This is a genomic window from Nocardioides cynanchi (genome assembly GCF_008761635.1).
Classification (GTDB): Bacteria; Actinomycetota; Actinomycetes; order Propionibacteriales; family Nocardioidaceae; genus Nocardioides; species Nocardioides cynanchi.
Genome location: NZ_CP044344.1, coordinates 699,826 through 718,750 on the forward strand (window position 1 = coordinate 699,826; position 18,925 = coordinate 718,750).

The 18,925-nt window shown below is 70.2% G+C and carries 24 protein-coding genes; 16 read left to right on the plus strand and 8 right to left on the minus strand.

Features of this window, described 5'->3' with window-relative positions; translation table 11 throughout:
- Window positions 1–109 precede the first annotated feature (109 nt).
- The 12 genes from pgsA to E3N83_RS03720 all read left to right on the plus strand — a co-directional run bounded on the left by pgsA (window position 110) and on the right by E3N83_RS03720 (window position 9,731).
- A complete protein-coding gene (gene pgsA, locus E3N83_RS03665) occupies window positions 110–751 on the plus strand; it encodes a phosphatidylinositol phosphate synthase (RefSeq protein ID WP_151082023.1) in 642 nt (213 codons plus the stop codon).
- A gap of 33 nt (window positions 752–784) precedes the next feature.
- A complete protein-coding gene (gene pdxS / locus E3N83_RS03670; RefSeq protein ID WP_151082024.1) occupies window positions 785–1,705 on the plus strand; it encodes a pyridoxal 5'-phosphate synthase lyase subunit PdxS in 921 nt (306 codons plus the stop codon).
- A 102-nt stretch (window positions 1,706–1,807) separates the two neighbouring features.
- Complete coding sequence (locus E3N83_RS03675; protein WP_151082025.1) at window positions 1,808–2,059, plus strand: hypothetical protein; 252 nt, start codon at window positions 1,808–1,810, stop codon at window positions 2,057–2,059.
- Between the two features lie 10 nt (window positions 2,060–2,069).
- Window positions 2,070–2,663: a pyridoxal 5'-phosphate synthase glutaminase subunit PdxT gene (gene pdxT / locus E3N83_RS03680; RefSeq protein WP_151082026.1), complete on the plus strand. Its 594-nt coding sequence runs from the start codon at window positions 2,070–2,072 to the stop codon at window positions 2,661–2,663.
- Window positions 2,664–2,691: 28 nt separating this feature from the next.
- Window positions 2,692–3,456 (plus strand): YebC/PmpR family DNA-binding transcriptional regulator, encoded by a 765-nt coding sequence (locus E3N83_RS03685; protein WP_151082027.1) that lies wholly within the window; start codon window positions 2,692–2,694, stop codon window positions 3,454–3,456.
- 96 nt (window positions 3,457–3,552) lie between these two features.
- The gene (gene ruvC, locus E3N83_RS03690) at window positions 3,553–4,092 is read left to right on the plus strand and encodes a crossover junction endodeoxyribonuclease RuvC (protein WP_202879390.1); all 540 of its coding nucleotides are present in this window, start codon (window positions 3,553–3,555) and stop codon (window positions 4,090–4,092) included.
- Window positions 4,089–4,685 (plus strand): Holliday junction branch migration protein RuvA, encoded by a 597-nt coding sequence (gene ruvA / locus E3N83_RS03695; RefSeq protein ID WP_151082029.1) that lies wholly within the window; start codon window positions 4,089–4,091, stop codon window positions 4,683–4,685. The genes ruvC and ruvA overlap by 4 nt, the downstream gene beginning before the upstream one ends.
- 4 nt (window positions 4,686–4,689) lie before the next feature.
- Window positions 4,690–5,769 carry a Holliday junction branch migration DNA helicase RuvB gene (gene ruvB, locus E3N83_RS03700; protein WP_151082030.1) on the plus strand — a complete coding sequence of 360 codons (1,080 nt, stop codon included), beginning with the start codon at window positions 4,690–4,692 and terminating at the stop codon, window positions 5,767–5,769.
- Between the two features lie 88 nt (window positions 5,770–5,857).
- The gene (yajC, locus tag E3N83_RS03705) at window positions 5,858–6,187 is read left to right on the plus strand and encodes a preprotein translocase subunit YajC (protein WP_238343051.1); all 330 of its coding nucleotides are present in this window, start codon (window positions 5,858–5,860) and stop codon (window positions 6,185–6,187) included.
- Window positions 6,188–7,945: a protein translocase subunit SecD gene (gene secD, locus E3N83_RS03710; protein WP_151082031.1), complete on the plus strand. Its 1,758-nt coding sequence runs from the start codon at window positions 6,188–6,190 to the stop codon at window positions 7,943–7,945. It abuts the gene before it with no gap.
- Window positions 7,945–9,180 carry a protein translocase subunit SecF gene (secF, locus tag E3N83_RS03715; RefSeq protein ID WP_151082032.1) on the plus strand — a complete coding sequence of 412 codons (1,236 nt, stop codon included), beginning with the start codon at window positions 7,945–7,947 and terminating at the stop codon, window positions 9,178–9,180. The genes secD and secF overlap by 1 nt, the downstream gene beginning before the upstream one ends.
- Entirely contained in the window at window positions 9,177–9,731 is a 555-nt protein-coding gene (locus E3N83_RS03720; RefSeq protein WP_151082033.1) for an adenine phosphoribosyltransferase, read from the plus strand. Before secF ends, E3N83_RS03720 begins: the two co-directional genes overlap by 4 nt.
- A gap of 79 nt (window positions 9,732–9,810) precedes the next feature.
- On the opposite strand, the gene E3N83_RS03725 is transcribed toward E3N83_RS03720, so the two are convergent.
- The 5 genes from E3N83_RS03725 to E3N83_RS19735 form a co-directional block, all read right to left on the minus strand.
- Window positions 9,811–10,023 (minus strand): hypothetical protein, encoded by a 213-nt coding sequence (locus tag E3N83_RS03725; protein WP_151082034.1) that lies wholly within the window; start codon window positions 10,021–10,023, stop codon window positions 9,811–9,813.
- Window positions 10,024–10,162: 139 nt separating this feature from the next.
- Complete coding sequence (locus E3N83_RS03730) at window positions 10,163–10,492, minus strand: hypothetical protein (RefSeq protein ID WP_151082035.1); 330 nt, start codon at window positions 10,490–10,492, stop codon at window positions 10,163–10,165.
- An 84-nt stretch (window positions 10,493–10,576) separates the two neighbouring features.
- Entirely contained in the window at window positions 10,577–11,278 is a 702-nt protein-coding gene (locus tag E3N83_RS03735) for a response regulator transcription factor (RefSeq protein WP_238343052.1), read from the minus strand.
- 160 nt (window positions 11,279–11,438) lie between these two features.
- A complete protein-coding gene (locus E3N83_RS03740) occupies window positions 11,439–12,071 on the minus strand; it encodes a class I SAM-dependent methyltransferase (protein WP_337692375.1) in 633 nt (210 codons plus the stop codon).
- On the minus strand, window positions 12,047–12,196 hold the full coding sequence (locus tag E3N83_RS19735) for a class I SAM-dependent methyltransferase (RefSeq protein ID WP_202879313.1): 150 nt from the start codon (window positions 12,194–12,196) through the stop codon (window positions 12,047–12,049). Before E3N83_RS19735 ends, E3N83_RS03740 begins: the two co-directional genes overlap by 25 nt.
- A 186-nt stretch (window positions 12,197–12,382) precedes the next feature.
- Here E3N83_RS19735 and E3N83_RS03745 point away from each other — a divergent pair, with 186 nt between their 5' ends.
- Window positions 12,383–12,748, plus strand: coding sequence for a hypothetical protein (locus tag E3N83_RS03745; RefSeq protein ID WP_151082036.1), 366 nt, complete (start codon window positions 12,383–12,385; stop codon window positions 12,746–12,748).
- On the opposite strand, the gene E3N83_RS03750 is transcribed toward E3N83_RS03745, so the two are convergent.
- Window positions 12,682–13,371, minus strand: a complete 690-nt coding sequence (locus E3N83_RS03750) for a hypothetical protein (protein ID WP_151082037.1) — start codon at window positions 13,369–13,371, stop codon at window positions 12,682–12,684. The two genes, E3N83_RS03745 and E3N83_RS03750, sit on opposite strands and share 67 nt — an antisense overlap.
- Before the next feature lie 102 nt (window positions 13,372–13,473).
- On the opposite strand from E3N83_RS03750, the gene E3N83_RS03755 reads away from it, so the two are divergent.
- Complete coding sequence (locus E3N83_RS03755) at window positions 13,474–13,941, plus strand: hypothetical protein (RefSeq protein WP_151082038.1); 468 nt, start codon at window positions 13,474–13,476, stop codon at window positions 13,939–13,941.
- A gap of 45 nt (window positions 13,942–13,986) precedes the next feature.
- Here E3N83_RS03755 and E3N83_RS03760 read toward each other — a convergent pair whose 3' ends face one another.
- Complete coding sequence (locus E3N83_RS03760; protein WP_151082039.1) at window positions 13,987–14,352, minus strand: hypothetical protein; 366 nt, start codon at window positions 14,350–14,352, stop codon at window positions 13,987–13,989.
- A gap of 137 nt (window positions 14,353–14,489) precedes the next feature.
- Here E3N83_RS03760 and E3N83_RS03765 point away from each other — a divergent pair, with 137 nt between their 5' ends.
- Together E3N83_RS03765 and E3N83_RS03770 are read left to right on the plus strand one after the other, a co-directional pair.
- Window positions 14,490–15,179, plus strand: a complete 690-nt coding sequence (locus tag E3N83_RS03765) for a 4a-hydroxytetrahydrobiopterin dehydratase (RefSeq protein ID WP_238343054.1) — start codon at window positions 14,490–14,492, stop codon at window positions 15,177–15,179.
- A 48-nt stretch (window positions 15,180–15,227) separates the two neighbouring features.
- The gene (locus tag E3N83_RS03770; RefSeq protein WP_420371835.1) at window positions 15,228–17,573 is read left to right on the plus strand and encodes a RelA/SpoT family protein; all 2,346 of its coding nucleotides are present in this window, start codon (window positions 15,228–15,230) and stop codon (window positions 17,571–17,573) included.
- A 22-nt stretch (window positions 17,574–17,595) separates the two neighbouring features.
- Here E3N83_RS03770 and E3N83_RS03775 read toward each other — a convergent pair whose 3' ends face one another.
- The gene (locus tag E3N83_RS03775) at window positions 17,596–18,825 is read right to left on the minus strand and encodes a DUF349 domain-containing protein (RefSeq protein WP_151082040.1); all 1,230 of its coding nucleotides are present in this window, start codon (window positions 18,823–18,825) and stop codon (window positions 17,596–17,598) included.
- Between the last annotated feature and the right edge of the window lie 100 nt (window positions 18,826–18,925).

Below are 18,925 nucleotides of genomic sequence, written 5' to 3' on the forward strand. Positions count from 1 at the left end.
ATCGTCGGGAGCCTGAATGGCTCCGCGCCCCCACCGTACGCCCACGGCCCTGGCGCGACGCGGGAGCGAATGCGCCAGCGGCCGCCGGTGCCGATAGCCTGCTCCCGCCATGCTCGAACGATTCCGCCGGTTCTGGACCGCTGTCTTCGCACCCATCGGCGACTTCCTGCTCCGGCACGGCGTCAGCCCCAACGCGGTGACCTTCGTGGGCACGATCGGCGTCGTCGCCGGCGCCCTGGTCTGCTTCCCGCAGGGCTGGCTGCTGGCCGGCGTCCTGGTGATCGTGGTCTTCGTCTTCAGCGACATGATCGACGGCTACATGGCCCGCACCAGCGGTCAGGTCTCGCTGTTCGGCTCGTTCCTGGACTCCACCCTCGACCGGATCGGCGACGCCGCGATCTTCGGCGGCCTGGCGATGTACTACGTCGGCCCCGGCGACAACCGCTGGTGGGCCGCGCTGGCGGTCTACTGCCTGGCGATGGGCTCGGTCACGTCGTACGCCCGCGCCAAGGCCGAGTCGCTCGGCATGCAGGCCAAGGTCGGGATCGCCGAGCGCGCGGACCGGCTCGTGGCGATCCTGTTCGTCACCGGTCTGTCCGACCTGCTGCGGCTGCTCGGGGTCGACGACCGCGTGATGTGGCTGATCCCGCTCGGGCTGGCGCTCCTCGCGGTGGCGAGCACGATCACGGTCGCCCAGCGCATCTACGTGGTGCACCTCCAGTCACGCGACCTGACCGCCACCACCGAATAGTGGTGGCCCGCCGTGCCGCCGTACGATTGGGGCATGGCTGAGCAGACTTCCGAGAGCACCACGAGCACCTCGTCCGGCACCGGCACCAACCGCGTCAAGCGCGGCATGGCCGAGATGCTCAAGGGCGGCGTGATCATGGACGTGGTCACGGCCGAGCAGGCCAAGATCGCCGAGGACGCCGGCGCCGTCGCCGTGATGGCGCTCGAGCGCGTGCCTGCCGACATCCGTGCCCAGGGCGGCGTCTCCCGGATGAGCGACCCCGACATGATCGACAGCATCATCGAGGCCGTCTCCATCCCGGTGATGGCCAAGGCGCGGATCGGGCACTTCGCCGAGGCGCAGGTGCTCCAGAGCCTCGGGGTCGACTACATCGACGAGTCCGAGGTGCTCACGCCGGCCGACTACGCCAACCACATCGACAAGTGGCAGTTCACCGTGCCGTTCGTGTGCGGTGCGACCAACCTGGGCGAGGCCCTGCGCCGGATCACCGAGGGCGCGGCCATGATCCGCTCCAAGGGCGAGGCCGGCACCGGCGACGTGTCCAACGCCGTCACCCACATGCGCACGATCCGGGCCGAGCTGCGCCGGCTGCACGGCCTGAGCGAGGACGAGCTGTACGTCGCGGCGAAGGAGCTCCAGGCGCCGTACGACCTGGTCCGCGAGGTCGCGGCCGCCGGCAAGCTGCCCGTGGTCCTGTTCACCGCCGGCGGCATCGCCACGCCCGCCGACGCGGCGATGATGATGCAGCTCGGGGCCGAGGGTGTCTTCGTGGGCTCCGGCATCTTCAAGTCCGGCAACCCGGCCGAGCGCGCCGAGGCCATCGTCAAGGCGACCACCTTCTACGACGACCCCGACGTCGTCGCGAAGGTCAGCCGGGGCCTGGGCGAGGCCATGGTCGGCATCAACGTCGACGAGATCCCGCAGCCCCACCGGCTCTCCGAGCGCGGCTGGTAGTCGCCACCCGGCCCGGGGGTCGAAGGTCCCGATCCCGACCCCGATCGGTCAGACCTGCCCGGTTCGGCCACGCGCGCGTCCCCGAGGGGGTGCACTGGCGGCGTGACCACCTTTCTCGGAGCCCTGCACCTCGGCACGGTGTTGTCCGCGTCCCTCGGCCCGGCCGGACCGGTCGCCGGCTCCGGCGGCCAGCAGGCGACCCAGGGCTGGCTCGACCCGGCGGTGCCGTGGCCGATGGTGGCCGCCGCGATCCTCAGCCTCACCTTCCTCTCGGCCGCGGCGTCGATGCACGCCTGGTCCGGGACCCGCAAGCACCACGAGATCACGTCGATCGGCCGCCGGGCGCCTCACTAGGATCGAGGGTGTGACCACCCCTCACGTCGGAGTCTTCGCCCTGCAGGGCGACGTCCGTGAGCACCTGGCCGTGCTGGAGTCCCTCGGCGCCGAGGCGTTCGGCGTACGCCGGGTGAGCGAGCTCGAGCGGTGCGACGCCCTGGTCGTCCCGGGCGGCGAGTCGACCACGATGTTCAAGCTGGCGCGCACGTTCGACCTCTTCGACCCGATCCGGCAGCGGATCAAGGAGGGGCTCCCGGTGCTCGGCACGTGCGCCGGGATGATCATGCTGGCCGAGCGGGTCGAGGACGGCACCCCCGACCAGGAGACCCTCGGTGGCCTCGACATCACCGTGCGCCGCAACGCCTTCGGCCGACAGGTGGACTCCTTCGAGGGCGACGTCGACTTCGCGGGCGTGGAGGGGCCGGTGCACGCGATCTTCATTCGGGCGCCGTGGGTCGAGGAGACCGGCCCGGAGGTCGAGGTGCTGGCCCGGATCGACCAGGGTCCGGCCGCCGGTAGGATCGTCGCGGTCCGGCAGGGTCCGCTGATGGCGACGTCCTTCCACCCCGAGGTGGGTGGAGACGCCCGGATCCACCGCCTGTTCCTGGACCTGATCGACTGACCGAGCGATGGCGTAAGAAGAGGGATGCATGTCCGGCCACTCCAAATGGGCGACCACCAAGCACAAGAAGGCGGTCGTCGACGCCCGGCGCGGCAAGATGTTCGCCAAGCTGATCAAGAACATCGAGGTCGCCGCGCGCATGGGCGGCGGAGACATCGGCGGCAACCCGACGCTCTACGACGCGATCCAGAAGGCGAAGAAGTCGTCGGTCCCCAACGACAACATCGACCGCGCCGTCAAGCGCGGGTCGGGCGCCGAGGCCGGGGGAGCCGACTACCAGACGATCATGTACGAGGGCTACGGCCCCGGCGGCGTCGCGATGCTGATCGAGTGCCTGACCGACAACCGCAACCGGGCCGCCATGGAGGTCCGCACCGCGATGACCCGCAACGGCGGCTCCCTGGCCGATCCGGGCTCGGTGAGCTTCCTGTTCAACCGCAAGGGCGTGATCCTGGTCCCGCAGGCACAGGAGGGTCGTGACGTCAGCGAGGACGACGTCCTCGAGGCTGCCCTGGAGGCCGGCGCCGAGGACGTCACCGACCTCGGTGAGGCCTTCGAGGTCGTCACCGAGGCCACCGACCTGGTCGCCGTACGCACGGCGCTCCAGGAGGCCGGCATCGACTACGACTCGGCCGAGGCCGAGTTCGTGCCCGACATGCAGGTGGCCCTCGACAAGGAGGGTGCCTCGAAGGTGTTCCGGCTGATCGAGGCGCTCGAGGACAGCGACGACGTTCAGAACGTCTTCGCCAACTTCGACGTGCCCGACGACATCCTGGCGGAGCTGGACGCCTAGCCCGCCGGCGCGCGTGTCGTACGCCGTTCGGGCGTCGGGTCCGGATAGCGTGACGTACGAACAGGTGTTCGGACGAAGGGCGAGGACATGCGCGTGCTGGGGATCGACCCCGGGCTGACCCGTTGCGGCATGGGGGTGGTCGAGGGCAGCGTGGGCCGGCCGCTCCTGCTGGTCGACGTCAACGTCCTCCGCACCTCCGCCGACCAGCACGTCTCGCTGCGCCTCGTGCACATCGAGCGCGGCATCGAGGCCTGGCTCGACGAGCACCGACCCGACGCGGTGGCCATCGAGCGGGTCTTCGCGCGCTCCGACTCCAGCACGATCATGGGCACCGCCCAGGCCAGCGGCATCGCCATGGTCGCCGCGGCCCGGCGTGGGCTGCCGGTCGCGCTGCACACGCCGAGCGAGGTCAAGGCCGCCGTCTCCGGCAACGGCCGCGCCGACAAGGCGCAGGTCGGCGCGATGGTGGCCCGGATCCTGCGGCTCGAAGGGCCGCCCAAGCCCGCCGATGCCGCTGATGCCCTCGCGCTGGCGATCACCCACATCTGGCGCGGGGGAGCGCAGGCCCGGATCGACGCCGCCCTGGCCGCGGCGGGGGTCTCGACCGGCGCGAGCACCGGAAGAGCCCGCAGATGATCGCGTTCGTCCGCGGCGAGGTCGCCGAGGTGACCCTCACCAGCGCAGTGCTCGAGGTCGGCGGGGTCGGCCTCGAGCTGATGTGCACGCCCAACACGCTGGCCACGCTCCGGCCCGGCCACATCGCCACCCTGCCCACCTCGATGGTGGTCCGCGAGGACTCCCTGACGCTGTTCGGCTTCGTCGACGACGACGAGAAGCAGGTCTTCGAGCTCGTGCAGACCGCCAGCGGCGTCGGCCCCAAGCTCGCCCAGGCGATGCTCGCGGTGCTCACTCCCGACGCCGTACGCCGTGCCGTCGCCGGTGACGACGTGCGGACCCTGACGGCGGTCCCCGGCATCGGCCAGAAGGGGGCACAGCGGATCATCCTCGAGCTCAAGGACCGGATCGGCGCACCAACCTCCGGCGGCGCCCCCGTCAGGGCGACGGTGTCCGAGCCCTGGCGCGACCAGGTGCAGCAAGGGCTGGTCGGCCTCGGCTGGTCTGCCCGAGACGCCGACAAGGCGATCGAGTCGGTCGCCGACCAGGCCGGTGACCGCCCGGACGTCGCCGCGCTGCTCCGCTCGGCCCTGCGCACCCTGAGCCGGGCGTGAGAGCATGAACGACCCCGATCTCGACGCCCACGAGGACGCCTACCTCGCCTCCCTGACCGCGGTCGAGGCGGAGGGTGACGAGCGCGCCGTCGAGGCGGCGCTCCGGCCGCGCACCCTCGACGAAGTGGTCGGGCAGCAGCGGGTCCGCGACCAGCTGGGCCTGGTGCTCGAGGCCGCCCGACGGCGCGGCCGGGCTCCGGACCACGTGCTGCTGTCGGGCCCGCCGGGGCTGGGCAAGACCACCCTGGCGATGATCATCGCCCACGAGATGTCGACCCCGCTGCGCCTGACCAGCGGCCCGGCGATCACCCACGCCGGCGACCTAGCCGCGATCCTGTCCGGGCTCAACGACGGCGACATCCTGTTCGTCGACGAGATCCACCGGATGGCGCGCCCCGCCGAGGAGATGCTCTACCTCGCGATGGAGGACTTCCGGGTCGACGTGGTGATCGGCAAGGGTCCCGGTGCCACCGCGATCCCGCTCGACATCCCGCCGTTCACCCTGGTCGGCGCCACCACCCGCGCCGGTCTGCTGCCCGGGCCGCTCCGCGACCGCTTCGGCTTCACCGCGCAGCTGGAGTACTACGAGGCCGACGAGCTCGACACCATCATCCGGCGCTCGGCGGGCCTGCTGGGGGTCGAGGCCGATCCCGGCGGCACCGCCGAGATCGCCTCACGATCGCGCGGCGTGCCCCGTATCGCCAACCGGCTGCTGCGCCGGGTCCGTGACTACGCGCAGGTGCGTGCCGACGGCGTGGTGACCCGCGACGTGGCGCACCGCGCCCTGGAGCTCTACGAGGTCGACGAGCTCGGCCTCGACCGGCTCGACCGGGCCGTGCTCGACTCCCTGTGCCGGCGCTTCGGGGGAGGCCCGGTCGGCATCTCCACCCTCGCGGTCGCCGTGGGCGAGGAGCGCGAGACCGTGGAAGAGGTCGCCGAGCCGTTCCTGGTCCGCAACGGCTTCCTGGCGCGTACGCCGCGGGGCCGGGTGGCGACCCGCGCGGCCTGGGAGCACCTCGGCCTGACCCCGCCTCCCGCGCCGACGGGCAACCCGCCGGTGGAGCCGACCCTGTTCGAGTCCTGATTGGTGGGGGAGACCACACCCCCGGTTACACTTCACCTTCGGTCGGCCGGACTACCGTTCCAGGCCGCCATGCCCCCAGCCATCACACGTGAGGACCGTCGTGAAAAACCTGCTGCAGCTTCTGCCGCTGGTGGCGATCGGTCTCCTGTTCTGGCTCGTCCTGATCCGTCCGGCCCAGCGCCGGCAGCGTGCCCTCGGGCAGCTGCAGCGCGCGGTCGACGTGGGTGACGAGGTCATGCTGACCTCCGGCATCTACGGCACGGTCCGGGCGCTCGACGACGACGCGATCTCGCTGGAGGTGGCCGACGGCGTGATCCTGCGCGTGGTCCGCGCCGCCGTCGGCTCGGTCGTGACCACCCCGGCCGATGTCGGCGCCGGAGAAGCAGCGCTCGTCCCCGACGAGCCGGAGGAGAAGTAGATGGCACGCAGCAGCGCTCGCCCGGGACGCACCGTGACGGTGTTCTTCCTCGGCCTGGCGATCGCCTACGCCCTGGTCGCCCTGATCGGGACCTGGAAGCCCGCTCTGGGTCTCGACCTCGAAGGCGGCACCCAGATCACGCTGATCGCCAAGGGCAACGTCACCAAGGACAACCTCCAGCAGGCTGCCGACATCATCGACCAGCGGGTGAACGGCTCCGGGGTCACCGAGGCGACCGTGAACACCCAGGGCAGCAACGAGATCGTGGTCCAGGTGCCCGGTGCCAGCCAGAACAACCTGCTCAGCCTGGTGACCCAGGTCGCCCAGCTGCGCTTCCGCCTGGTCGCCCAGGTCTCCCCGACCACCGGCACCACCACGCCGCCGACGACCGGGGCCTCGCCGAGCGCGTCGCCCGGCTCCGGCGTGCTGCTCCCGTCGTCGTCGTCCTCACCCAAGGCACCTTCGACCTCGAAGCCCTCGGGCAAGAACACCGGCAAGAACCGTGCGCCGTTCGTGCTCGGCAAGCACCACAAGAACAAGACCCCGAAGTCCACCAGCACCAAGGCGCCCAAGCCCAGCTCGTCGCCGACCGGGACGCCGACGACGGCACCGGCCACCGGGCCGACCTCGACCTCCCAGGTGAACTACACGGCCGCCAACCGGGCGTCCTTCCAGGACGGCCTGGCGTGGCAGACCAACCCCGACCCGCAGTCGGTGGAGGTCTACAACAACTACACGTGTCCGACCACCAAACCCGTCGTCGACGACCCCGCCCTTCCGCTCGTGACCTGCCAGGGCAGCCAGAAGTACCTCCTCTCGCCGGCCCTGATCGAGGGCACCCAGATCACCTCGGCCTCGGCCGCGGCACCCGGCAGCAGCCAGGGCCAGGTGCTGTGGACGGTGAACATCCAGCTCGACAGCTCCGGTGCCGCCACCGAGCGCAAGCTGTCGGCGGCGATGGCCGGAGACCAGACCAAGCTCTTCGCGATCGTGCTCGACGGCAAGGTGATCTCTGCCCCTTACTACAAGGGCGTGATCCCCAACGGGCAGTCGGAGATCAGCGGGAACTTCAACGAAGGCAGCGCCAAGAGCCTGGCCACGAGCCTGAAGTACGGCGCCCTGCCGATCACCTTCGACCAGACCAAGACCACCAACCAGGTGATCGGCCCCTCGCTGGCCGGTGACCAGCTCAAGGCCGGTCTCACCGCCGGCATCGCCGGGTTGATCCTGGTGATGATCTACTGCCTGCTCTACTACCGCGGCCTCGGGCTGGTCGTGATCGCCTCCCTGCTGGTCGCCGGCGCCACGACGTACGCCTTGGTGCTGCTGCTGGCCAAGAGCGCCGGCTTCACCCTGACCCTGCCCGGCATTGCCGGCCTGATCGTGGCGGTCGGCATCACCGCCGACTCCTTCATCGTGTTCTTCGAACGCATCCGGGACGAGATGCGGGGCGGCAAGTCGATGCGGGTGGCCGTCGAGGCCGGCTGGATCCGGGCCCGGGCCACCTGTCTGGCGGCGGACGCGGTGACGATCCTGGCGGCGGTGGTGCTCTACATCTTCGCGGCCGGTGTGGTGAAGGGCTTCGCGTTCGCCCTGGGGCTGTCCACGCTGATCGACCTCGCGGTGTTCTTCTGGTTCACCCACCCGATGGTGTCGTGGCTGGCGAGGTTCCCGTTCTTCAACAAGGGCCACCGGCTCTCCGGGCTCGACGCGGAGAACCTCGGCCTCGATCGGCTTCCGGCTGGAGGGAGGGCCTGATGGGCAAGTTCAGCCGCCTCGGCAACGACCTGTACTCCGGTCGCAGGTCGATCGACTTCGTCGGCCGTCGCCATCTCTGGTACGCCATCTCCGGCGTGATCATCATCGCCGCCGTGCTGGGGCTGTGGTTCCGCGGCCTCAACTTCGGCATCGAGTTCGTCGGAGGTGCCGAGTACACCGTCACCATGCCGTCCGGGCAGGCGACGCAGGCCAACGCCGACAAGCTCCGGACCGCCGTCGCCGACACCGGCATCCCCGCCGCCAAGCAGGTCGTCGTCACCACCGCCGGGACCAACTCGATCCTGGTCCAGACCGAGCCGCTCAACCCGACCGAGAGCAACACGATCTCGGCGACCATCGAGCAGACGGTCGGCGTCACCAAGGCCCAGCTCTCGATCGACGAGATCGGGCCGAGCTGGGGCAAGGAAGTCGCGAAACGCTCGATCACCGGTCTGTTCGTCTTCCTGATCCTGGTGGTGCTCTTCATCTGGGCGTACTTCCGGCAGTGGAAGATGTCGTTCGCGGCGATCGTCGCGCTGATCCACGACCTCGTGATCACGGTGGGGATCTATGCCCTGTCGGGCTTCGAGGTGACACCCGCCACGGTGACCGGCGTGCTGACCATCCTCGGCTTCTCGCTCTACGACACCGTGGTGGTCTTCGACAAGGTGCGGGAGAACACCAAGAACCTCAAGGCCTCCCACCAGACCTACGCCGAGGCGGCCAACCTGGCGGTCAACCAGACCCTGGTCCGCTCGATCAACACCTCGATCGTGGCGCTGATCCCGGTCGGCGCGATCCTGTACGTCGGCGCGGTCCAGCTGGGCTCCGGTCCGCTGAAGGACCTCGCGCTCGCGCTGTTCGTGGGAATGGCGGCCGGGGCCTACTCCTCGATCTTCATCGCCACCCCGATGCTGGCCCACATGAAGTCGCGTGAGGCCGGCGTCCAGGAGCACGAGAAGCGCCTCAAGGTGCGGCGCCGGCACGAGGCCGACCGCTACGCCTCGGTCCCGACCTTCACCGACGACATGGCGGTCGGCACCGACCCCGACGCCGTGCCCGTGGCCGGGGCGCCGGCAGCAGCCACCAGCGGCGGCAACCGTCCGACGCCCTCGACCGAGGCACTCGGTCGCGGACGCGTCGTACCCCCTGCTCGGGGGCCGGTCCGGCCGAGCGGCGCCAGCGGGCGGGTCCAGCCCACCCGGCAGGCGAAGTCCAAGCGCGGCAAGAAGTGACGGGTCCGGGCGCCGACGAAGCAGCCGGGATCCTGAAGCGGCTGGTCGTCGACGTCCCGGACTACCCGAGCCCGGGCGTGGTGTTCAAGGACATCACCCCGATGCTCGCCGACCCCGCTGCCTTCGCCCGCGTGATCGAGGCCCTGGCCGAGGCCGGACGCGGAGCCGACGGCCGACCTGGCGTGGAGCATGTGGTGGGCATGGAGGCCCGCGGGTTCATCCTCGCGGCACCGGTGGCGCTCGCGCTCGGCGCCGGGTTCGTGCCGGTCCGCAAGGCCGGCAAGCTGCCGCGGGCGACCTTCTCGCAGTCCTACGCCCTGGAGTACGGCGAGGCCACCCTCGAGGTGCACCGCGACGCGTTCGCCCCCGGTGACCGGGTCCTGCTGGTGGACGACGTGCTGGCGACCGGCGGGACGGTCGCCGCCACACGACGGCTGGTCGAGGAGTGCGGTGCCGTGGCCGTCGGCGTGGCGGTCCTGATGGACCTGAGCTTCCTGCCCGGGCGCGAGGCGATCGGCGACCTCCCGCTGACCAGCCTGCTGACCGTCTGAGCAGACTCCTCCCACGTCGGCGGGATCGGATGCTCATGCCGATGTTCGAGTGTGCGTTCACACCGATCCGAGCGGTTCCTCAGTCTCTGGGGTGCACCATGTGTCGCACCAGCGGTACTTCCCAGATCCACGTCAGGCCGATCACCCAGATCAGCGACCGCAGCACCAGTTCTGGGGTGCCCAGGCCGCCGCTTCCGCCGCTGACCCGGGCGAGAGCCGCGAACAACAGAAGTGGGGCGACGATGACCAGCACGCTGGATGTGAACTGCCCTGGGGGCGGCTCGTAAGCCATCCACCTACGGAACATGCGGCCTCCCTGAGTGGCGCAGTATGCGGGCACAGTAACGGAGGGCCACCCCCGGCGACTGCACTCACATGCCGCTGTCCGCACTCACGGTCGAGCGCTGGGACCTCTAGAACGTGAGCAGCACCTACCCCGCGCACGCAGCCACCACGGCGACCACCAGCAGGACCCCCACGCCGAGGGGCTGGGTCCTCGGCGGGATGACCAGGGCGATCCCGTTGAGCAGGGACTGGAACCAGACCCACCCGAGCAGGGGAGTGACCAGCTCGGTGCCGACGTGGAAGGCGCCGACGGGGGACTCCCCGATGTTGTGCCGGAGCGCCGCAGCCAGGTGGGTCAACATCAGCGTGAACGCGACCGCATTGACGACCACGAAGGCGGCAGCAGCGCCGACAGTTCGCCACCACAGTCCCCGCGGCCTCATCCCGACGGCCGGGGCCCGCAGTGAGTCGCTCATGTCCTGAGAATGGCCGGACGGCCTGGGGTTGGCATGAGTGGTGGTGCTCGACCTTCGGACACGTTCGCGATCCGAGGCGTGGCCCTACCTGGCCGTCGGGCGAACGCGAAGGGCGGCATCGAGCGTGCGCTCGGTGTCGTGCTGGAAGCCGTTCTCCACTGCCCACAGCACCGCCTGGGGCCGCCGCTCGACCCCGATCTTGCGGTACGCCGATCGGATGTAGGTCTTGATCGTGTTCAGGCTGAGGCAGGCCCGGTCGGCTATCTCCTGGTTGTTCAGGCCGCTCGCGATGAGCGCGATCACCTCGGCTTCGCGCGACGACAACCCCTCCAGCCTGCCCGGCCAGTCCCCGACGCCGCCGACGCTGGTCTCATGGTCTCCGGTCAGGATCACCGTCTCGCCCGTCATGATCCGCTCCAGGGCCTCGACGATCACCGGTCCGGTCAGCACCTTGGAGAGATAGCCGCTGGCTCCGCTCGCGATCGCCTTCTTGATCAGGTTGTGACGGAGGTTCCAGCTGTAGATGACGACTTTCGCACCGCTGTGGGCGACGACCTCCTCGAGGTCGACGCCCCGGCCCTGCACCTGACCGAACGTGTCGTAGAGGACGACGTCGACATCGCTGATGACGGGCAGCGACGCACCGGTCTCGACCACGTCGACGTTCTCGTCCGCGAGGAGCGTGGCGATCCCTGCCACCACCACTGCGTAGTCGTCCACGATGGCCAGGCGAATCCGCCGCCGTGGGGGCTGAACTGGCTCGGAGGGACTGAGGTCGCCGCTCACGGCCGCTCGATTCGGGACGCCGGCCCGCCACCCGGCTTCGGTTGCCGGGAGCTCACTGACGGGAGCACATCCGTGCTGGTGATGACCGCTGCCGCATCCGGCAACACCCGAGACTACGCCGTGGTCGCACGAACGCGCTCATCCGCTGCTCTCGACTCCCTCAGGCGGGCTCGCACACGCAGAGCTGGAGGGGTGCGTCGCTGCTGAACGGCGCACCGGACCAGTCGCCGACTCGGCTGACGAGCCGAAGGCCGCCCAGCGCGAGCAGGAGCGGCAGCTCCTGGGGGAAGATGCTCCTGATCTCGAGCGGTGCGACCAGCAGGTCGGGCTCGGAGTCGGTCCACAGGTGCCACGTCCCGCGCGTCACCTGCGCCAGGGCGTCGTAGGTCTCCGCGACGTCGACGTTGACCCGGCCGCGATCCGGATCGATGAACGACAGCGACTCCCTGGTTCGCCGACGGCCGTCGGCCCCGGCCAGCACGTTCACGCTCGGGTTGAACACGTCGAAGACGAACTGCGCTCCCGGTGCCAGATGTCGTCGTACAGACCGGAAGCAGCTCACCAGGTCGTCGATCTCGTGCAGGTGCAACAGGGAGTTGGCCGTGATGAACACCAAGTCGAAGGTGCGACCCAGGTCGAAGGCCGTCATGTCGCCCGGCACCCACTCCACCACCGCGCCGCGGTCGTCCGCCTTGCGACGCGCTTCGGCGAGCATGGCCGAGGACCGGTCCACACCGACGCACGAGTGCCCGTCGGACGCGATCGGGATCAGCTTGCGCGCCCGGTGCCGCAGCCGAGCTCGAGGATCCGCCCGCCGGTCCGACCGGCCTCGGCCCGGTAGAACTCGACGGCCGGACCGTCGCCGGGGAACATCAGGTCGTACAACCTGGCATCGGAGTAGAACGCGTCATCCACCACGAGCGGCTCCTGTTCCGATCGTCCGCAGGGGACTGGTGTCGGGTGACGACTCAAGCACGACCGCGCGCTCCGGGTCAGGCCCTTTCCCCAGAGTCGCGCGCGCACGCGCTGACCACGATCTCCGATGCGGACCACCTGCGGTACGGCGCGGGCACCTGAGCCCTGCTCGCGTCGTACTGGGCGGAGGTGGCCCAGGAGCAGTCCGGCAGCCCCGCCGTGAACGAGTTCGCGACGGTGCTGGCCGAGAAGCCGAAGATCGTCTTCTGGTCGACGGTCACCGCGTGCCCCGACTGGAACACGACAGGGGAGGACGTCGATCCCACGGTGCGGGTGCCCGAGCTGCTGCTGCAGCCATTGGTGGCCGGCGACGGACCTCCGATCTTCGAGCCCGGGAAGAGCTACGAGCTCGCGCTGACCGGGATCGAGCGGACCGGCTCAGGCGCCGCGGCCCTGGACTACGCGTTCCGCCAGGTCGGCGACCTGACTCAGTCGCCGCCGTGGTCGCCGCCGAGGGGACGGTGGACCCACTGCTGGAACGGGCAGAGCTCGTAGAAGGCGACGGCGGTGACACTCGCCTGCTCTCGTTCGTTCTGGGTCAGCGGGCCGGGCTGTCGTGCGTCGAGATGCTCGAGGTAGTAGACCATCAGCCTGACCGTGGAGTTCGCCTGATGTGATCGCACGTCGCGGGGTTGGTAGACCAGGCCACCGCGCTGCACCTTGCGCATGCCCGGCAGGTGGTCTGCGCCTGGTGGGCGTCCCCACCGTTCGCCGGCGAGCCAGTCGCACGCCTGGCTCCCGTACGCCAGCCCAGCCTGACGGCTCATGCCTGGCGGGAGATGCTCGAGGTAGTCGTGCTCGTGCGAGGCGCCGACGGCGTAGGTGCTTCCCGACAGCACCAGGACCGCAGCCAGCGCCAGACCGGCGGGCTCGGCGGCTCGGCGGAGTGACACATCCCGATCCCGGCAAGCGCGGAACGAGACGAGGCCGGCGACGACCGCGACAGCCACGTACATGGCGCGCAGGGTCCACGAGTTCGGAGGAGGAAGGGCGAGCGGTTCCCTGCCGTCGTTGAGACCGCCCGCGGCGTTGAACAGGGAGACGACGACCACCAGACCCCACGTCGCCAGGTAGCCGAGCAGGGCGGCAGCGGCGACGACGAGCAATCGAGGACCCACGCCGCCGTTCTACTCCGGCCCAGCCGGCTCCCCGTCGCCGAATTTCGGCAATCCGCACCGAATGGGCAGCGCAGGGGAATGGGTCTCACTACGCTCGCGAACATGTTCGGGGGGCGGGCCGGCGGCGGCACAGGAGGTCGGGGGCGCCTGGCCCTCCGGCTTCTCGGCATCGCCGCCACGGGCTTCGGCATCTGGGGGCTCTTCCAGCTCTCCTGGAGCACGCGCATCACTGCCTGCGGCTTCGACGCGAACGGCGCCTACGCCGAGGTCCGCGTCAGCAGCCTGCTGGGTGCGCAGGAGGTGTGGGTCGACTTCTCCCTGGATGGCACGCAGTACACGTATGCGGGGGCCTACGACGTGCGCGGCACGACGGTCCTGCGGGCACCCTTTCCCGAGAAGCGCGGTCCCCTCCACGTCAGTGGGCGCACGGTCTACGTCGACCCCAAGCAGCACGACAAGCTCGTGACCAGGAAGTTCGCCGAGGCCAGCAGGAGCAGGATCCTGACCGAAGTAGTGCCCGACTCTTCGCACAACCTGACGTGCGGGTTCGACCACACCGATCCGGACTGACCAGGGCGGCGACACCCTCGACACGCGCTCCTCGAAGGGTCACGGTCAGGTGGACGAGCGCTCCCGACTCAGGTAGCGCACCGGCTTGCCGAGGGACTGCGCATAGGCGATCTCGCGTCGGGTCGACTCACCGACGTAGCCGCCCGGATCCACGACGTACACCTCGTCGGCCATCCGGATCTTCTGGACGTGCACCCGGCCGAGACGCCCCTTCAGGTCCGACGGGTCGACCGCCCAGTCGTAGTCCGGCAGCTCGGGCAGCCGGAACATCCCGAGGCTGATCACGACGCAACCCTCCAACGTGAGCCGCTGGTTGACCTCGGCGAACTCGGCCTCGAAGGTGGTCGAGCCGCAGAGCGTGATCACGGTCGCCTCTGCCTCGGCCGGCTGCGGCACCTGCTGGTCCTCCATGGGTTCATCATCGGTGACCGCCGCGCCGGGTCCTCGCCGCCCCGGACCGTCGGTGTCCCGTGCCAGACTCGACGACCCGGGGCCGCAGACGGGCCGCGGCCGGCAACCCGAGGCGGCTCGGACGGAAGGTGATGTGAGTGAGCGACCGGACCGCGTCCCCGCCCGACCCAGCCCGCACGCTGACCGAGCGGGAGCTGGTCGACGAACGGCTGGACGACTGGCGGATGCTGATCGACCGCCTGCACGCCAGCTTCGACACCGGCGACTTCGTCCGCGCGGTCAGGCTGGTCGACGCGATCACCACTGCCGCGGAAGAGATGGGCCACCATCCCGATCTCGACCTGGCCTACGGCCGGCTCGACGTCCGACTGATCAGTCACGACGTCGGTGGAGTGACCTCGCGCGACGTGGCGCTGGCCCGGACCATCAGTGAGCTCGCCCGGGCCGCCGGGGTCACGCCGCACCCGGAGCGCACCAGCGTGCTCGAGCTCGGCCTCGACTCGGCCGACGCGTCGGAGATCCGGCCGTTCTGGGCGGCGTTGCTCGACTACGACACGGTCGAGGCCTGGGGAGAGATCCAGCTCCACGACGCCACCGGGCGCCGGGCGTCGATCTGGTTCCAGCCGACCGGTCCCCACGACGTCCCGCGCCAGCGCTGGCACCTCGACCTGCGCGTCCCTCCCGAGGTGGTCGAGGCTCGCATCGCCGCCGCGATCGCAGCGGGCGGCGAGCTCGTCGACGACACCGCCGCGCCCGCGTTCTGGGTGCTCGCCGACCCGCAGGGCAACCGCGCCTGTCTGACCACCTGGCAGGGCCGCGAGCCGTAGCAGCAGGGACACCGCCTGCCCGGTCGACGGGGTCCGTAGACTCGGTTCATGACGACCGAGGGCGGCTCGACGACGGCGGAGGACGCCGCTGTGCCGGCCGCCCCGGCTGCCCGCGAGCGTCCCGGTACGTCGGCCCGCGACCGGGTCCCGTCGCCGCGGGCGATGCGCAACCGGCTGGCCCGGATGGGCGCCCGCAACCCCGGGGAGAAGCCGGAGCTCGAGCCGTTGTTCCGCTCGGTGCGGACCAACCACCCCAAGGCCGACCTGGCCCTGATCGAGCGCGCCTACCGCACGGCCGAGGAGGCGCACGGCAACCAGATGCGCAAGAGCGGTGACCGCTACATCACCCACCCGCTCGCGGTCGCGACGATCCTCGCCGACATCGGCATGACCGAGCCGACCCTGGTCGCGGCGCTGCTCCACGACACCGTCGAGGACACGCCGTACACCCTCGACCAGCTGCGCAGCGACTTCGGCGACGAGGTCGCGATCCTGGTCGACGGCGTGACCAAGCTCGACAAGGTGCAGTACGGCGACTCCGCGCAGGCCGAGACGATCCGCAAGATGATCGTGGCGATGTCGCGCGACATCCGGGTGCTGGTGATCAAGCTGGCCGACCGCCTGCACAACATGCGCACAGTGCGCTACGTCAAGCAGTCGACCCAGGAGCGCCAGGCCACCGAGTCCCTCGACATCTACGCGCCGCTGGCCCACCGGCTCGGCATGAACACCATCAAGTGGGAGCTCGAGGACCTCGCGTTCGCGACCCTGCACCCCAAGATCTACGACGAGATCGTGCGGATGGTCGCCGAGCGGGCGCCGTCACGCGACCAGTTCCTGACCCAGGTGATCGAGCAGGTCGAGCAGGACCTCAAGGAGGCCAAGGTCAAGGCCCGGGTGACCGGGCGGCCCAAGCACTACTACTCGATCTACCAGAAGATGATCGTGGGCGGCCGCGAGTTCACCGACATCTACGACCTGGTGGCGCTGCGGATCCTGGTCGAGGAGGACCGCGACTGCTACTCCGCCCTCGGCGTCATCCACGCCCGGTGGAACCCCGTGCTCGGCCGGTTCAAGGACTACGTCGCGATGCCGAAGTTCAACATGTACCAGTCGTTGCACACCACCGTGATCGGCCCGCAGGGCAAGCCGGTCGAGGTGCAGATCCGCACCCAGTCGATGCACCGTCGCGCCGAGTACGGCGTCGCGGCCCACTGGAAGTACAAGGAGAGCGGCCGGGCCGGGGCCGACACCGAGCGGCTCGGCGACCTCGACGACATGAACTGGGTCCGACAGCTGCTCGACTGGCAGAACGAGGTCGAGGACCCCGGCGAGTTCCTCGAGTCGCTGCGCTTCGAGATCAACCGTGCCGAGGTGTTCGTGTTCACCCCGCGCGGTGACGTGATCCCCCTGCCGGTCGGGTCGACCCCGGTCGACTTCGCCTACGCCGTGCACACCGAGGTCGGCCACCGCACGATCGGCGCGCGGGTGAACGGCCGGCTGGTGCCCCTGGAGTCGACGCTCGACAACTCCGACGTCGTGGAGATCTTCACCTCGAAGGCGCCGACCGCGGCCCCGTCGCGCGACTGGTTGACCTTCGTGAAGTCCCAGCGGGCGCGCAGCAAGATCAAGCAGTGGTTCACCAAGGAGCGGCGCGAGGAGGCGATCGAGCGCGGCAAGGACGAGATCGCCAAGCTGATGCGCAAGGAGGGGCTGCCCCTCAAGCGGGTGCTGTCCCACGAGTCGCTGAGCCTGGCCGCGCTGCACTTCCACCTCGCCGACGTCTCGGCTCTCTATGCGGCGGTGGGGGAGAGCAACCTCAGCGCCCAAGCCGTCGTACGACGTGTGATCGAGCTGCACGGTGGCGACGACGGTGCCGCGGAGGACCTCTCCGAGGGCGTGACCATCACCGGCAACCGAGGCCGGGCCAAGGCCGCGACCCCGGGCGACTCGGGCGTGATGGTCAAGGGCGCCCCCGACGTCTGGGTCAAGCTGGCGCGCTGCTGCACGCCCGTGCCGCCCGACGCGATCCTGGGCTTCGTGACCAAGGGCGGCGGGGTCTCGGTGCACCGCACCGACTGCACCAACGCCGACGAGCTCCAGCGCCAGCCCGAGCGGCTGCTCGACGTGGAGTGGGCGCCGACGGCCCGCTCGACCTTCCTGGTCAACATCCAGGTGGAGGCCATCGACCGCGCCCGGCTGCTGTCCGACATCACGATGGTGCTCTCGGACGCGCACGTGAACATCCTCAGCGCCACCCTCTCCACCACCCGTGACCGGGTGGCCAAGAGCCGGTTCACCTTCGAGATGGCCGAGGCCAAGCACCTCGACAACGTGCTCCGCGCCGTCCGCGGGGTGCCCGGCGTCTTCGACGCCTACCGCGTCACCCAGTAGCTCCGGGGTACGGCGTACCGGATCAGCCCGAGTAGTCGGCCGACGCCCGCTGCGCCATCTCTAGGAAGGAACGCCTCGAGGCGAGGTTCTCCTCCAGCTCGGTGACCTTCTTCTGGTTGCCCGCCGAGCGGGCGGCGTCGAGGTCCCGCTCGACCTTGGCGATGGCGTCCTCGAGCTTGGCGACCATGTCGTCGGCGCGGGCGGACTTCTCCGGGTCGCTGCGACGCCACTGCTCCTGCTCGATGCTGCGGATCGCCTGCTCCACCGCCTTCATCCGGTCCTCCAGGGGACGGATCTTGTCGCGCGGCACCTTGCCGATCGCGTCCCACCGCTCCGACAGGTCGCGGATCGCGCGCTTGGCGGCGTCGAGGTCGGTGACCGGCACCAGTGCCTCGGCCTCGACCAGCAGCTTCTCCTTGGCCTCGCCGTTGGCGGCGAACTCGCTGTCCTGGGCGGCCATCGCCTCGTCGCGGGCACCGAAGAACGCGTCCTGGGCGGCTCGGAAACGACCCCACAGCTCGTCCTCGACGTCGCGCGGCGCCGGGCCGGCCGCCTTCCAGTCGCGCATCAGGTCGCGGTACGACGCCGCGGTGGCGCCCCAGTCCGTCGACTTCGCCAGCCCCTCGGCGTCCTTGACCAGCCGCTGCTTGACCAGCCGGGCGGCGTCCCGCTTCTCGTTCTGCTCGGCGAAGTGCGACTTGCGACGACGGGTGTACGCCGTCCGGGCGGTGGAGAAGCGCCGCCAGAGCTGGTCGTCGGAGGCGCGGTCGATGCGCGGCAGCGCCTTCCACTCGTCGAGCAGCTGCCGCAGCCGGTTCGCACCGTTGCGCCAGTCGTTGCCCTCCGCGATCTTCTCCGCGTCGGCGACGATGCGTTCCTTGTCGGTCTTGGCCGCGGCGACCTTCTGGTCGCGCTCGGCCTTGCGAGCCTGTCGCTGCACCGAGATCACCGGCCCGAGCGCGTCGAGGCGTCCGACCAGGGCGGTGAGGTCGCCGACCGCGTTCGCCTCAACGACCTGGAGGCGCATGGCCTTGACCGCGTCGGTGGCCTCCTCGGGCGAGATCAGCCCACCCTGGACCCGCTGCTCCAGCAGGTGGACGCTGCCCGCGAGCTCGTCGTACCGCTTGGCGTAGAAGGCCAGCGCCTCCTCGGGGGTGCCCTCGGGGTACTGCCCGACGGCCCGCTCACCGTCCGCCGTCCTGACGTAGACGGTTCGGTCCTCGGCGACGCGTCCCCACTCGCTCGTCGTCACTGTGTCCCTCTTCACTCCGTCGGCAACGTCCCATGCTAGCCAAGGGCAACTGGGGCTCCGGCACCGATTCCATCACGGCCCGAGGCGGTCGATAGTCTGC

Excerpts from the sequence above, each read along its gene's own strand:
- pgsA (WP_151082023.1), top strand. The coding sequence starts at position 110 with ATGCTCGAACGATTCCGCCGGTTCTGGACCGCTGTCTTCGCACCCATC.
- pdxS (WP_151082024.1), top strand. The coding sequence starts at position 785 with ATGGCTGAGCAGACTTCCGAGAGCACCACGAGCACCTCGTCCGGCACC.
- E3N83_RS03685 (WP_151082027.1), top strand. The coding sequence starts at position 2,692 with ATGTCCGGCCACTCCAAATGGGCGACCACCAAGCACAAGAAGGCGGTC.
- ruvA (WP_151082029.1), top strand. The coding sequence starts at position 4,089 with ATGATCGCGTTCGTCCGCGGCGAGGTCGCCGAGGTGACCCTCACCAGC.
- ruvB (WP_151082030.1), top strand. The coding sequence starts at position 4,690 with ATGAACGACCCCGATCTCGACGCCCACGAGGACGCCTACCTCGCCTCC.
- secD (WP_151082031.1), top strand. The coding sequence starts at position 6,188 with ATGGCACGCAGCAGCGCTCGCCCGGGACGCACCGTGACGGTGTTCTTC.
- secF (WP_151082032.1), top strand. The coding sequence starts at position 7,945 with ATGGGCAAGTTCAGCCGCCTCGGCAACGACCTGTACTCCGGTCGCAGG.
- E3N83_RS03725 (WP_151082034.1), bottom strand. The coding sequence starts at position 10,023 with ATGGCTTACGAGCCGCCCCCAGGGCAGTTCACATCCAGCGTGCTGGTC.
- E3N83_RS03730 (WP_151082035.1), bottom strand. The coding sequence starts at position 10,492 with ATGAGCGACTCACTGCGGGCCCCGGCCGTCGGGATGAGGCCGCGGGGA.
- E3N83_RS03755 (WP_151082038.1), top strand. The coding sequence starts at position 13,474 with ATGTTCGGGGGGCGGGCCGGCGGCGGCACAGGAGGTCGGGGGCGCCTG.
- E3N83_RS03760 (WP_151082039.1), bottom strand. The coding sequence starts at position 14,352 with ATGGAGGACCAGCAGGTGCCGCAGCCGGCCGAGGCAGAGGCGACCGTG.
- E3N83_RS03770 (WP_420371835.1), top strand. The coding sequence starts at position 15,228 with ATGACGACCGAGGGCGGCTCGACGACGGCGGAGGACGCCGCTGTGCCG.